At 38.4% G+C, this 15,043-nt stretch carries 12 protein-coding genes; 2 read left to right on the forward strand and 10 right to left on the reverse strand.

The features are described from left to right. Positions 1-56: 56 nt before the first annotated feature. From MMB68_RS25505 to MMB68_RS25515, 3 genes are all read right to left on the reverse strand, one after another. Positions 57-773, reverse strand: coding sequence for a YjjG family noncanonical pyrimidine nucleotidase (locus MMB68_RS25505; protein ID WP_221786023.1), 717 nt, complete (start codon positions 771-773; stop codon positions 57-59). A 36-nt stretch (positions 774-809) separates the two neighbouring features. After that, a complete protein-coding gene (locus tag MMB68_RS25510) occupies positions 810-1,502 on the reverse strand; it encodes a Crp/Fnr family transcriptional regulator (RefSeq protein WP_028408102.1) in 693 nt (230 codons plus the stop codon). Positions 1,503-1,673: 171 nt separating this feature from the next. Continuing rightward, complete coding sequence (locus MMB68_RS25515; RefSeq protein WP_221786024.1) at positions 1,674-3,047, reverse strand: amino acid permease; 1,374 nt, start codon at positions 3,045-3,047, stop codon at positions 1,674-1,676. A 289-nt stretch (positions 3,048-3,336) separates the two neighbouring features. Here MMB68_RS25515 and MMB68_RS25520 point away from each other — a divergent pair, with 289 nt between their 5' ends. Then, positions 3,337-3,951 carry a LysE family translocator gene (locus MMB68_RS25520; protein ID WP_277549538.1) on the forward strand — a complete coding sequence of 205 codons (615 nt, stop codon included), beginning with the start codon at positions 3,337-3,339 and terminating at the stop codon, positions 3,949-3,951. Between the two features lie 185 nt (positions 3,952-4,136). Then, positions 4,137-5,279 (forward strand): SpoIIE family protein phosphatase, encoded by a 1,143-nt coding sequence (locus tag MMB68_RS25525; RefSeq protein WP_221786026.1) that lies wholly within the window; start codon positions 4,137-4,139, stop codon positions 5,277-5,279. A gap of 28 nt (positions 5,280-5,307) precedes the next feature. Here MMB68_RS25525 and MMB68_RS25530 read toward each other — a convergent pair whose 3' ends face one another. The 7 genes from MMB68_RS25530 to solA form a co-directional block, all read right to left on the reverse strand. After that, positions 5,308-6,162 (reverse strand): CheR family methyltransferase, encoded by an 855-nt coding sequence (locus MMB68_RS25530; RefSeq protein WP_013056253.1) that lies wholly within the window; start codon positions 6,160-6,162, stop codon positions 5,308-5,310. Positions 6,163-6,180: 18 nt separating this feature from the next. Beyond that, entirely contained in the window at positions 6,181-8,934 is a 2,754-nt protein-coding gene (locus MMB68_RS25535; protein WP_221786027.1) for a CHASE3 domain-containing protein, read from the reverse strand. Between the two features lie 620 nt (positions 8,935-9,554). Beyond that, positions 9,555-10,436, reverse strand: coding sequence for a glycine betaine ABC transporter substrate-binding protein (locus MMB68_RS25540; RefSeq protein WP_269871051.1), 882 nt, complete (start codon positions 10,434-10,436; stop codon positions 9,555-9,557). A 21-nt stretch (positions 10,437-10,457) separates the two neighbouring features. Next, on the reverse strand, positions 10,458-11,321 hold the full coding sequence (locus MMB68_RS25545) for an ABC transporter permease (RefSeq protein ID WP_221786029.1): 864 nt from the start codon (positions 11,319-11,321) through the stop codon (positions 10,458-10,460). A gap of 2 nt (positions 11,322-11,323) precedes the next feature. Then, positions 11,324-12,577 carry a quaternary amine ABC transporter ATP-binding protein gene (locus MMB68_RS25550; protein WP_221786030.1) on the reverse strand — a complete coding sequence of 418 codons (1,254 nt, stop codon included), beginning with the start codon at positions 12,575-12,577 and terminating at the stop codon, positions 11,324-11,326. A gap of 80 nt (positions 12,578-12,657) precedes the next feature. Next, the gene (locus MMB68_RS25555) at positions 12,658-13,806 is read right to left on the reverse strand and encodes an aromatic ring-hydroxylating oxygenase subunit alpha (protein ID WP_269871052.1); all 1,149 of its coding nucleotides are present in this window, start codon (positions 13,804-13,806) and stop codon (positions 12,658-12,660) included. A gap of 66 nt (positions 13,807-13,872) precedes the next feature. Then, positions 13,873-15,033 carry an N-methyl-L-tryptophan oxidase gene (gene solA, locus MMB68_RS25560; protein WP_269871053.1) on the reverse strand — a complete coding sequence of 387 codons (1,161 nt, stop codon included), beginning with the start codon at positions 15,031-15,033 and terminating at the stop codon, positions 13,873-13,875. Positions 15,034-15,043: the final 10 nt, after the last annotated feature.

The following is a 15,043-nucleotide window of genomic DNA, read 5'->3' on the forward strand; positions in this document are numbered from 1 at the left end:
CCTTTTTGTTTAAAGAAAAGGTTAGCACTTTTGCATTCTCTAACGTTTATACACTTTTAGACTTGTAACGAAGCTGCTTCATTACTTACGTTCAGCAAGTCATAAAGCTCTTGAAGTCTTCCTATTTCGTAGGTTGACACCCACTTTGTATCGTTCTTTTTTGCCTGAGGATTAAACCAGCACGTATCAATACCAGCTAGCTGCCCGCCTTGAATATCTGCACTCAAAGAATCTCCGACAATTAATGTTTCATGTACGGACAGCTCTTCTATATGTAAAAAAACATAATCAAAATATTCCTTCATAGGTTTTTGAAAACCTGTATCTTCTGAAACAAATACTTCTTTAAAATAAGGATATAGGCCTGAGTCTTGAAGGCGCTTATACTGTGTAGCCGAGACTCCGTTTGTAACAACGTACAAATCATAGTAATTGCTCAGTTTTTCAATTACCTCAATTGCTCCGTCAATTAGCTGATGGCCATTGTTCAAATAAGTTCGGTACTCTGCTTCAAGTAGCTTTCCGTCTTTTTCTATTCCATATTCTTTACATAGAGTAGAAAAGCGAGTATTTACAACTTGCTCACGGCTTATTTTATTTTCTTCAAAAGCTGTCCATAACCCCTGGTTGATCAAACTATAACGTTTTTTGCTTTCCTCAGTCAGCGGAATATCGTGGTTAGCAAAAAGAAGCTGTAAAGCCTGCTCTTCGGCTGCATTAAAATCTAAAAGCGTATTATCAATGTCAAATAGTAGCGTTCGGTATGTCTTCATTCTTCTCTCTCCCCTTCAACTAATCTATTACTTTTTCTACTCGTATATATTGTCGTTTGCTAGACAGCTCAGTTTTTCCTTATCTTTGAGAATAATGGAGCCTTTCTTTTTTTCAATAACTCCTTGCGCTACAAATTTCTGAAGAACACGATTTAAATGCCGGTAAGTCGTTCCGATTAAATTAGCTATATCTTTTAAGCTTTCTGTTTTTTGATTCATAACCAAATGCGATTCTTCACAAAAAATAGAGAGCAGGTAACTAGCCAGTCGCACTTCCACTGGGTACATTAAATTAAAGCTTAGCGAGTTAGATTTTGCGCAAAACTTTTTTGTGAGCATTTCCAGTAAAAACGTCAGCAGCTGTGGGTCATTGCTCGCATGCTGTTTTAATCGTTTGTATGGTATACCGATAACAACTAAAGGTGAAACGGCTTCAACCGTATTCATAATCTCAACATCTTGTACATACTCAATATCGCCTATTACTTCAAGGGGCTGTTTAAAAGAAAGAACAAGCGTCTTGCCTTCGGGCGATATGGTATAAACTTTAACCTTGCCTTTCATCAATATGTACAAACAGTGAGACGCATCTCCTTGAGAACAAAGACGTTCCCCTGCCTCGACATCATACAATGACAAATGCGGTAGTAACTCTTTCTTGAAAACCGACTCTAATTTATAAGTATTTATATACTCCATCAGCTGTTTCTCACTCGTAATTTCCCTCATGTTTTCCTCTCCATCATAACGGTTTCTTTTTATTAAACAATAACACTTCCTAAAATAAAAAGGACATATGTCTCAAATAAAATTTTAATTTTTACGTTATGTTCATAGCTCACTTTCAAGAGAAATATATACACAAAAAAGACTCTAGCTCGTTGGCTTAGAGTCTTTTTGTTAAACGCTCTTGTTCTTTCTGGCGTATCCAACGTAAATAGAGACGCCAATCAGCATCCAACCGATTGAATACATCCACGTTTTTATTGATAAGTTGAACATGAGAAAAATACAGCAAAGAATAGCAATAATCGGAATAAATGGCACAAAAGGTACTTTGAAACCTCGTTTTAAAGTAGGCTGACTTTTTCGCAGAGCCAAAATCGAAAATGAAACGGCAGCAAACGTAACAATCGCCAGCATATTCGCTAAATCCGCCAGCTGTTTTAAATCAACAAAACCAGCTACGAGCGCGCCTAACGCCCCGACAAGCCATGTGGATATGACAGGTTCACTGTTTTTCCGGTTTACTTTCGCAAAAAGAGACGGCAATAATCCATCATGGCTCATTGACATCAGTATACGAGGCACGACAAACAAATAAGCAAATACGACGGCCATAATGCCAATAACCGCTCCTATAGATACAATGAGCGCTGCCCATTCTTGTCCTGCACTATTGAGCGCATATGACAACGCATCGCCTACGTTTAGCTCTCTATAAGAAACCATTCCTGTTAATACTAATGCAATTACTACGTAAATGACTGCACAAACACTTAGTGCAATCAAGATGCCTAGCGGCAAGTTTCTTTGCGGATTTTTCACTTCTTCTGCCGAAGTAGAAATGGCATCAAATCCGTTATAAGCAAAAAAGACGGAAGCTGCGCCTGCAAAGATTCCTTTCACACCAAAAGGGGTAAATGGGTGCCAGTTATTTGTATGAATAAAAAAGACGCCGACGGCTACAAATAAAAGAACAATACCTATCTTGATTAAAACCATTAAGTTATTTATTTTTTTACTTTCTTTTACCCCTCTTGTTAATAAAAACGACATGCACAGCACAATAAATACTGCAGGAAGATTAATAATACCTCCATCGCTTGGTATGGCCGTGAACGATTCAGGAAGTCTAATACCAAATTCAGTAAGCACATTATTCACATAAGATGACCATCCGCCCGCTACAGAAGCTAAAGATACCGTATAGCATCCTACGATCGACCACCCTATTAAATGCGCTACAAATTTCCCTAATGAAACATATATGTATGTATATGCGCCTCCCGAACTTGGAACAGCTGAACCAAATTCTGCATAACACAGCGCAACAAGAATACAGGCTACTGCAGAAATAACAAAGGAAATGGAGACCGAGGGCCCTGCATCCCTGGCGGCAACTAGCCCTGCTATAACCAGAACTCCTGTCCCAATAGTTGCTCCTACTCCCATCAAGATAACATCAAATAACCCTAGTGTCTTAGTTGATTCTTTTGCTGCATTTTCCTCTAACAGCTTGTTAACATCTTTTTTTGCAAACAGATTACTCATGATGACTAACCTCTCTTCATCTCATTACGAATGACTACTTTTCAGTGGTAGATCTTTCTATATATGTAACAGTGAATTATTTTACTACATTTAATTTTCTGTGTAAAATAATTTAGTTTTTGAACTTTTTAATGATTAAAATAAATTTACTAGTGATGTTTTTTATAACACCATTATGATGTACCCGAACAGACTAAAAGTATGTGTTAACAACTTTCTCAAATTTGGCTTCATTCACGATTGCTTTTGTACTATACTAAAGAAAAACTTCATAGGAGCAACGTAAAAGATGAGCTTATTTTATTTTCTAAAGGGGTTAGTGATCGGTTTTTCCGTTGCTGCTCCCGTCGGTCCCATTGGTATTTTATGCATCAATCGCACGTTATCTAAAGGGAGATTACACGGATTTGTATCCGGGCTGGGAGCAGCTACAGCAGATGCTCTTTATGGATGCATCGCTGCGTTTGGCCTAACGTTCATTACAACCTTTTTACTAACCCAAAAGATTTGGCTTCAGCTGATTGGGGGATTATTTTTATGTTATTTAGGTGTTCAAACATTCCGTTCTCGACCTGCAGAGCACGCTGCTGCTGCTAAAGGAGGGGGGGTGCTTCGTTCTTATACATCCGTTCTTTTTTTAACCGTTACGAATCCAATGACGATCTTATTTTTTATTGGCGTATTTTCTGGTGTAGGCATTAGTAAATCAGCATTTGATGCTACTTCTGCTTTGACAATGGTTGCAGGCGTATTTTTAGGATCGGCCTGCTGGTGGCTTTCACTCAGCTTTGCTATTAGTCTTGCCCGGTCGAAGTTTACGAATAACAGCTTAATCTGGGTAAATCGTATTTCGGGAGCGGTTGTACTGACTTTCGGGATATTTGCGTTATACAAATTGCTATAAAAAGTAATTTGTCTCCTTTTATGGGAGCGATTTACTTGTTTAATAGAAAAGAATAATCTTAAAAAATACCCTAAACGCTGTCTTTTCTGTATAATAGATAAATAGAAAAACAGAAAAAGTATAAAAATGCTTGAAAACTACATACTCAATCATTAGTCTTCAAACATAATAAGGGGAAATAAAGCATGACCATTCTTCTAGTAGATGACAATCAAGTCAATCTATTTGTGATTGAAAAAATTTTAAAAGGCGCTGGCTACGATAACTGTGTGTCTCTTACGTCTGCCCATGCCCTTTTCGACTATCTTAACCTGGACGATGAGAACTCAAAAACGAATTCGGTCGATTTGATTTTACTTGATATTATGATGCCCGAAATTGATGGAATTGAAGCCTGCAGGCGAATTCAACAGGTAGAACGCTTAAAACATATTCCAATTATCTTTGTCACAGCTCTAGAAGACAGCAGCAAATTAGTAGAAGCTCTAGACGCGGGCGGAACAGATTACATCACAAAGCCGATCAATAAAGTGGAACTGCTGGCTCGTATGCGGGTAGCTTTACGCCTTAAAGCAGAAATTGACTGGCACACGGAACATGAAAAGAAAATTCAAAATGAGTTAGATTTAGCTACACACGTACAGCAAAACTTACTCAGTCCCCCTCTACGAGAGAAAGATATTCAAATGGAAGTTTCATATTATCCTTCTTTTAAATTAGCGGGTGATATGTACTATTGGCACAAAATTGACGAGCACCGATACGGAATCATTCTTTTTGATATGATGGGGCACGGCATCTCTGCCTCCCTTGTTTGTATGTTTATTTCGTCTGTGCTCAGAGAAGCTATCAAGTCCCTCGTAGACCCTGAGAAAGTTATTACAGAGTTAAATCGCTACATGGAATTATTGCACAGCGAAAAAGATGAAATCCCTTACTATTTCACTGCTATTTATTTAGTCATTGATACGGAAGCTAAGACAGTAGAATATGTGAACGCCGGGCATCCAGAAGGTTATATGTTAGTGGATGAACATACGCTCGTTCCTCTTCAACGAGGAAGCTGTCCTGTAGGGTTTTTTGAAGAAATGGACGTTCAGAAATCTGTTGTCAGCTTTGAAAACGATGTGCAAATTTTGCTATTTACAGACGGAGCTCTTGAATCAATGGGTCCTTGCGAAAATGAATCTGCTCTTCGTCTTCAAAAACTTACTGAACAAAAATGGACAAATCCGCAGGTATTTATGAATGAAATTTTTTCAGAAGAACAAAAGTTAAATCAGCCTGATGACATGTGCGTGCTTATGATTCAAGCACAGGCGCAATAAAAAAAGACCTCACAAATGAGGTCTTTTTTTATTGCTTTTGATAGATGCGCTCGTTCCCTGCAAACTCGATATAAGAAGCTGCTCCTTCAGCAAAGCGAAGCGTTTCTTTATCACCAAGCCCAAGAAATCCTTTTGCACACAGGCTTTCTGAAAATAAATTATACACTTGATTTTGCAGCTGAGCTGTAAAATAAATAAGGACGTTTCGGCAAATGATGACGTGAAATTCATTAAATGACTGATCCGTGACTAAATTATGCTGAGCAAAGATAATATTTTTTAACAGCGACGGATGAAAATATGCATAGTGATGATCCGTCTGATAATATTCCGAGAAGGCGTTCTTTCCACCGGCTTGAATATAATTTTTTGTATATGACTTCATTTTACGTAAAGAAAAGGCACCTTGTTTTGCTTTTTCTAATACATCTTCGTTCATATCGGTTGCGTAAATGACCGTTTTATCCATTAACCCTTCTTCTTCTAAAAGAATCGCCATAGAAAATACCTCTTCGCCCGTTGCACAGCCAGCGTGCCAAATGCGAATTTCCGGATAATCCTTTAATACCGGAATCACTTTTGTGCGAAATGCTTTAAAAAAGCTTGGATCGCGAAACATCTCTGTTACATTTATCGAAAAATCATTTAAAAGCTGATTCATAAACTCTTCTTCGTGAATCGCTTTTTCTAACAATCGAGACACGGTTGGAATACGTTCAATTTTCATTCGATTATAGACTCGGCGACAGATAGAAGATTTAGCGTACTGTCTGAAATCAAATCCTGTTAATCGATAAATAGCCGTCAGCAGTAAATCAATCTCCAAATCTGTTTTTTTATTCATAACTAAGTCTTCACTTAAATCTAGGTGCTTCATATCCATTTATGTTTCATACCCCGCTTAATTTACTAGCCATACACGCATAACGGAGAACAACTGATTTAAATCTAAAGGTTTGCTGATATAATCTGATGCTCCAGCTTCCAAGCATTTTTCACGATCATTTTTCATCGCTTTAGCAGTTAGTGCAATAATAGGTAAATCAACAAGCTTTAGCTCTCCTCTAATTTTCTGCATCGCTTCATATCCGTCCATTTGCGGCATCATAATATCCATTAAAATGAGATCAAATGGTTCACCATTCTTCATCATTTCAAGACACTCTATTCCGTTACGAGCTGTCATAATGGTCATACCTTGTTTAGCTAGCGCAGTTTTTAAGGCAAAAATGTTGCGCTGGTCATCATCCACGATGATCACTCGCTTATCCTGAAACACATTTTCATCATCTTGCAATGAAGGTTCAACTGGTTGTACAGGATGGTCAATTTCAGTTATTTCTGTTTTAGGTTCAGCTTCTTCTACAGATACTGCTACTTCTTCATATGCAAAATTCACTTTTTCATAGTCAACAAGGCCGTTAGAGAGACTAGGAAGATAGAGTGTAAACGTACTTCCTTTTCCTACTTCACTGCTTAGGGAAATCCAGCCGCCCAATAGTTTTGCAAACTCACTGCAAATAGATAAGCCAAGTCCGGTTCCTCCGTACTTGCGAACCGTAGCTCCATCCGCCTGCTGAAACGCTTCAAAGATAAGCTGATGCTTTTCTTTTGGTATACCAATCCCTGTATCGGCTACAGCTATTTCTAGCCAGCAATCCGTATCCACTGTACGCATAGGTGTTGTAAGACGATGGTCAGCCACTCGTTGAATGGATACTGTGACAGATCCCGATTCCGTAAATTTAAATGCATTTGATAAAAGGTTTTTCACAATTTGCTGGAATCTCTTTTCATCTGTGTGAATGATGTCCGGTACATCTTGTGCTTTATTAATTTTCAATTGTACTTTTTTCTGTTCAGCAACGTGGCTGAAATTACGTTCAATTTGATCTGGAAGCTCACTCATATTCATCTCGGCAAGCAAAACATCTAATTTTCCAGACTCTACTTTTGATAAATCCAAGATGTCGTTGATTAATGCCAACAAGTCTTTTCCTGAAGAATGAATGATACGAGCATATTCTTCTTCATCTTCAGATAGCGTTTTAGCCGCGTTTTCTTCAAGCATTTCAGACAGAATAAGAATGCTGTTAAGCGGTGTTCGAAGCTCGTGCGACATATTAGCAAGGAATTCGGATTTGTATTGAGAATTCAATTCCAGCTGATGCGCTTTTTCTTCTAAATCTTCTTTTGCAGCCTCTAATTCAAACGATTTTTCTTCTGCATCTTTTGTTCTTTCTTCTAGCTGTTCATTAATCATACGCAGCTCTTCAGACTGCATTTGCAGTTCTTCTGATTGTGTTTGGAGTTCTTCAGACTGAGCCTGGAGCTCTTCTGTCATCGCCTGAGATTCTTTTAATAGACGAGCAATTTCCATACGTCTGATTACACCATTGATAGTGAGACCAAACGTTTCAATCACTTGACTAATAAGTTCTTGCTCTAAAACTGTAAATTCGTGCAGCGATGCCAGCTCAATAACTGCAATTACTTCATCTTCAAACAAGACGGGTACAATAAAAATACTCTTAGGTTTTACGTCTCCTAATCCTGAAGCAATGAGCCGGTACGTGTCAGGTACATCGTTTATGACAAGGGTTCTTTTTTCTAAAGCAGCTTGTCCAATGAGCCCTTCGCCTATCAAAAAGCTCTCTCTTCCCGCGTCGCCTTTTCTATCTGCAAAAGCAGCTTGTTTGACGAATAGATCTCCTTTATCATTTTCCTCTCGAACATAAAATGCTCCGAAAGAAGCTCCTGTCATTTCTGAAACCGTAAAGAGAAATTTTTCCGCAAGCTTGTCTACGGATGCTATGCCTTGGTACATCGTTACAGCATGAGCAATGTTCGTTTGAAGCCAGTTTCGCTCTTCAATATTTTCTAACAACGCGTTCGTGGCTATCCCTAAATCTTTAATTTCATCATTAGATCGAACTTTAATTCTTCCTTTTAACTCGCCTTTTGAAGCCGTAATTCGTTTGATCGTTTGCGTAACTTCTTTAATCGTATTCACAATGGAATTGGACAAAACAATAGCGATAGCAAGTGAAATAAGCGTAACAAATAACAGCAAACCGTAAAGTCCAATTTTTATTTTTTGATTTTTCCCGTCTAACTCTGCTGCTCTTGTTTCAGTCGATTTTTTCTCTACATTTCTAAAAGAAGTAAACTGGCTGCGTATATCATCCATATACTGGCGCCCAGGATCTTTCTCAAAAAACTGCTGAAGCTCTTTTGTATTATTTTCTTTTTTTAATGCAATGGTCGGTTCACCAGCAGCTTCAATCCAGTCTTGAATGCTTCCTTTAATCTTCTCCAGTTTCTCCTGCTGATTTGGATTATTATTTAGAAGCTGATACAGTGCATTATAATCTTTTTCCCAACTTGATGCTGCGCTGTTATAAGGTTCTAAGTAACTCGCTTCTCCTGTAATAATATAGCCTCTTTGTCCGGTTTCCATATCGAGCAGGTGTTTTTCAATTCGATTGGTCAGATCATGCACTTCGATATCATGATCAATGATAAAATTTCGTTCTTTTTGCAAAGATGAAATTTGACTGTTTAAAACAATAAATGCAATAAATAAACAGACAATAACAATTAAATATCCAATAATAATTTTGGATTTGATGCCAAACCTCATTTTCTTTTCCATAATGTTCCTACTTTCATTCTAGATATTCTTCTAGAAGCATTCGAAAAACATGTTTATTTTTGCCGCTGGACAATTTTACTTTCAGTACACACTCTCCACTCCATCTTCCTTTACTTAATAGGGCTTCTCTCTTTTTCCTATCAATTTAACATTCCTATTATACACTCTATTTTTGTACAGAAGAATATTTATTGTACAAGAGGGAAAGATTAATTTTCCAGTTTACAAATATCTATTTTCAAGCTGTCTATAAAAATAGGCCCATGCTGTTGAAAGCATGAGCCTATCTTACAATATTTTTGTACACAATAAGGTAATGAAAAGTAATTTATGCTTTAGGGAATCACATAAATTATGACAACATAGGTATAAATAAATACTTACATGCGAAACATAAAGCATTCATTATTTAAATTGTACTTGGATAATAGAAAGCAATGCCACTTTTTTTAATTTAAATATATTTTTTTAATTTACATATCAGGTTAAAAAACTTTCATTTATTGAGCTTTTACCGACCTTAATCCGTTAGAAAAGCTGCAGATAAAAAGTTCTCCCACAAAAAAACCGTCTCTAAGTCAATAGCTTCACTTATGAGACAGCCTTTTCTTTTCCTTCTATTATTTCACCCAGCTTTCCGTCACTTTTTTATTTTTAGAAATCCAGTTTTTTACACCTTTTGTTTCGTCTTTTGCACTGTTAATTTCTGATTCTAAAGATGCTAGTTGATCGGCACTAATAGAAAAATCTTTCAGCCACTTTGCTGCTTCTGGATAATCTTCTTTAAATGCCTTTTTGCTAATCGACTGTATTTTTTCAGGTCCAGTTGGATTCATCGTATTTTTGGGATCTTTTAAGTATCTGAGATTATACTTTTCAAAAGCCCAGTGCGGGCGCCATAACGTAACAACAATGGGTTCTTTATTAGCAATGGCTTTATCTAATTCCGATAACATGGCGGCTGTGCTGCTTTCTATTAAATTCCAGTCTGTTAACCCATAGCTTGGCATCGCATGATCTTTAGTAAGACCGTTTATTCCAGATCCTGGTTCAATACTAATAATCTTTCCGTTAAACTTATCTTTCTTATTTTTTAAATCAGCTAGTGACTGCGCGTCTACGTAGTCGGGAACGGCCAATCCGCTATCTGCTTGATCATACCAAGTACCGAGCACATCAACTTGTTTTCCAAATCTTTTCATATAAGAACTATGGGTGGTCGGCATCCATACATCCAAAAATAAATCAATGTTTCCTTGAGCAACTCCTGAGAAAAGCGGAGCTACGTCGCTTTGAACTGCTTTAACTTTATAACCTTTTTCCTCTAATAATTCCTTCCATAGAAACGTAACAGCTACGGCTTCGTCCCATGGTATGTATCCAATTGTAATTTCTTTTTTAGTCGTGGTGCTGCTTGCCGTATTGCTATTGCCACATGCGGAGACAAGCAGCATAATGATGATTGTTAGCATAATAAAAAGAACTTTTTTTGATTGTTTCATATACTCCCACCTTTATTCATTTTATTTGCTTGATTGAATACCTTCTCTTTTTTGAGTAGAAAGGTGCGTCAGACGATCTAAAATAACGGCAATAATGACAACCGCAATCCCACCGATAAACCCTAAGCCTACATCCAACATACTGATGCTTCTTAATACCTCAGCACCCAAGCCCCCTGCACCGACCATTGAAGAAATAACAACCATCGAAAGAGATAGCATAATAACCTGGTTTACACCCGACATAATCATAGGCAAAGCGAGCGGCAGCTGGACTTTAATTAATTTTTGCCATTCCGTCGCTCCAAAAGCTTCTGCCGCTTCTAAAGTGGTTTGAGGAACTTGCTGAAGTCCAAGGAGCGTCAGGCGAACGGCAGGCGGCATTGCGAAAATAAAAGTAGCAATAAGAGCTGTAACATTCCCTAATCCAAATAAAAGTACGGACGGAATTAAATAAACAAAAGCAGGCATTGTTTGCATAATATCAAGAATCGGCTTTATCACTGCTCCAACTTTGTTAAAGCGGTGCGATAATATACCTAAAGGAACGCCGAATAAAAGTGAGATAATAGTAGAAGCTAAAACGAGAGATAAGGTCAGCATCGATGCTTCCCATAAATTCAAGCTAATAATAAGAAGTAAACCAAAACACGTAAATACAGCTATCTTCCAATCTGTTAACCATAGCGCTAATAGAACAAAAACAACGACCGTTACTAGAGGAGGAGAAGCGGTCAGTACCCATTCGAGACTGCTTATTAAGCTGGTCATTACCTGGTTGATTCCAGTAAATACACCTGAAAAACTATCAATCATGTAATCAACAAATGAATTTGCCCATTTATCTAAAGGGATACGAGGAATCGTCGCGGAATTTACCATCATATTTATCGGACCTCCATTTGATATGACTTAACTTCTTGTTGCTCGGTTACTGCAGTACGTTCAGTGAGATTTGCAATAAGGGTGCTTGGGGAAATCATACCTTGTAGGCGATGATGATTATCAACAATGACTACAGGCGAATGACTGTCTGTAAATAAAGGAATCATTTCTTGTAAAGACATATCCGGATTAACACAATGCGGCTGTGTCATTTCTTTTCCTTTTAAATCATGCTTATGAGCTTCTATCAGCTCCATCACCGTATAAATGCTCATTAAGCCCAACAAGCGGTCAGCACTATCAAGAACAAAAATAGTAGATAAATGATTGGTTCTCATTCTTCTTAATACGACTTGCGGTGATTCATACTCATAGGCAGCCGTTTCTACCGGAACCACCGCGTCTTTAGCAAGGCGAATTTTGCCGTAATTAACGTCTTGAACAAGCAGTTTTACATAATCGGTTGCCGGTTGACTTAAAATATCTTCAGCGGTTCCAAGCTGTACAATCTCTCCGTCTTTCATTACGGCAGCTCGGTGCCCTAAAGTTAATGCTTCATCTAAATCATGCGTTACAAAGATAACTGTTTTTTGTACTTCTCCTTGAATATCAAGAAATAGCTTTTGCATATCTCTTCGAATAAGAGGGTCTAACGCCGAAAAAGGCTCATCCATTAGCAAAATCTCCTGTTCAGAAGCAAGAGCTCTCGCTAATCCAACCCTCTGCTGCATACCTCCTGATAATTCATAAATTCTTTTATAAGCTTGTCCATTTAATCCCACCATTTCAAGCGCCTCTTTCCCTCGCTTTTCCCTTTCGCTTGCTGATACACCTTGTATCTCTAGACCGAACGTAATGTTGTCAATCACGGTGCGGTTTGGAAGGAGGCCCACATTTTGAAAGACCATCCCAATTTTATTTCTCCGGACTTCTTGAAGCTGTCTTTTTGACATATGAGAAATATCTGTGTTTTCTAGATATACCGCCCCTTCTGTCGGTTCTACAAGTCCGTTCAAGCATCGAAGTAAAGTAGATTTCCCGCTTCCTGATAATCCAATTAACACAAAGGTTTCTCCCTTTTTTACTTCGAAATGAGCATTGTAAATAGCAACAGTTGTCTTCGTAGCTTGTTCGACTTCATATTTACTTTGTCCAGACTCTCTCAGCTTAAGAGCCTGTTCTTTTTGGCGACCAAATACTTTTGAAACATCGGTAACGCGGATAATGGGTTCTGTTAGTTTAGAGCTTGTACTCAATTTATTTCCCCCTTATTTTAAAGTAGATTGTTAGAGGTGGTCTGACACCTTAAGGTAACGTATCAGACCACTTCTACTTACTATTCGACCTTCATACCGATTGCTTCCAATACATAATTGTAAAAATGAGAAACGTGCTGTTCGATAGGTACTAAAATACCTCCTTCTTTATAAGATTTTGAGCTCATATTTTCTTGACACCACTCACACGCTTCAAAGTCTTGTAAATTAACGCGGTGAAATAATTCCACGGCATCTTTTGGGTCAAAATCAGGCTTAGCCATTTCTTCCGGGTCGAATAACCATTCACAAATCACTTTAGACTTTTCCGCACTAATTGGAATAATACGATGAATAATAACGTGATCCGGTGTTAAATTGATAAATACAAGCGGCAGAACGGTAATGCCAAAATACGTGCGGTCATCTTCAGGAAGCAATCCTTTTAGCATAGGACGGCTTCCTTTCCCGCTGATTGAAAAAGCTTCTAATTCATTCCCAAACTTAGCCCCGCCCCCCACGGAACTTTGAGTACCGACTCCCGAACGAAATTCAGGCAGCGTTGCCGTAAGTTCAGGATGAATAGAGGAACAGTGATAACACTCTTGAAAGTTTTCTACAATAAGCTTCCAGTTTGCCTCGACTTCATATTCTTCACGATGAGCGGATTTCAAGTTTTGAATTTCATATCTAGCAAACGTATAAAGTTCTCCAAAACGATCAAAAATTTGTGCGTCTAGCTGATATTCAACAGACATAGGATTGTCAGATAAATTAACCCAAACCATACCGTGCCACACTTCAATGTGAACGGATGTTAGTCCGTAATTTTCATTATGCACGAGTTCTTCTCGACAGTGGCTTGTGTTAGGAACACCTACTAAATCACCATCTAAGCTATAGCTCCACGAATGATATGGACAGCGAATAACACCTACTTTACCGGATGCTTGGCTGCACAGCTTAGCTCCTCGATGCCGACATACGTTCAAGAATCCACGCAGCACGTGATCTTTTCCTCTAGTAATTAAAATATTTTCGCCCTCAACTCTCGTCGTAATATATTGTCCCGGCTCTGCTATTTCGTATTCAAATGCAACTAAACTCCATGATTTAGAAAATATATGATCTTTTTCTAACTTAAAAATGTCCGAAGATGTATACAGCTCTCCTTTCAACGTGGGCTCAAGTCTCCCATTATCATTCACTAAACCATGTTCCATAACCATCTACTATTCCTCCTTCGCTTCTTTAGAAACATTTAAATAGAACCATTCGCAAGAGCTGACGACGATTTATACTATTTTATTCGCCGCAAATCGCTGCGGAGTAAACAAATCAATTGGGTGATTAGTTTTTCCCTCTATCACTAAATCTGCTAAAATCTCTCCTACTACGCTTGCAAACTTAAAACCATGTCCAGAAAATCCAGCTGCAATCGTTACTTGAGGATATTCAGGATGCAGTGAAATGACAAAATGTTCGTCTGGTGTATTGGTATACATGCACGTTTTCCCTTGTAAAAATCGACCGTTAAGCTGTGGAATACCTTGAGCTAGATAGTGCCGCATCATGTTCACTTCGTCTTCATATATATTTCGATCAATCGTTTCCGGCGTACAAGCTGTTCCTTTTCGAAAAAACGCCACTTTTGCTCCTTCAGCCTTTAATCCAAAAGAAGGGAAACCATACAACTGTACATAATCATCTGCTTCCCAAATATAAATCGGCTGTTTTCCCACTGAAAAAATATCTATTCCTTGTGTTGGTTCAAAAAACATTTGCACATGACGCTCTACTTGTAAGCTAACACCCAAATCCCGTAATAAATCAGGTGCCCAAGCGCCTGCAGAAATAATGATTTTTCCAGCTTCATATATTCCATTAGCTGTTACAACGCGCACGCCTTCACCAGAAGGATGAGCTTCCCACGACACCACTTCCTCAAAAAAATGAAGCTCAGCTCCGTACTTTTCTGCTTGAAGAAGGTGAGTATATACGCTCGCTTCCGGCCTAACGAATCCAGCTCTTTCTTCATATAGAGCAACCGTAGCAAGTGAAGGTGTAAACGCCGGAAACCGTTTGTAAATATCCTTTGCTTCTAGAATCTCATACGCAAGATTCCACTGTTTAGAGCTTTCGATGCTTCCAGAAACCGTCAAGCTATCAGGAGGTCCCATCATAAGTCCACCGGTAACCGTAAGAATTTCTTGACCGCTTTCTCTTTCAATTTCATTCCATAATTCGTAGGCGCGAAGCAATAATGGAACGTAAGCAGGGTCTTCAAAATACGACTGTCGAATGATTCTAGAACCTCCGTGACTCGATCCTAGGTCATGAGCGGGACCGAACTGTTCTAACCCCAATACCCGCTGACCTTTTTTGGCGAGCTGATAAGCAGCCGTACTCCCCATAGCTCCTAATCCGATAATAATGACATCATAATGTGTTGACATCTGCATTCCT

This window comes from Priestia sp. Y58, assembly GCF_029522095.1.
Lineage (GTDB): Bacteria > Bacillota > Bacilli > Bacillales > Bacillaceae_H > Priestia > Priestia megaterium_E.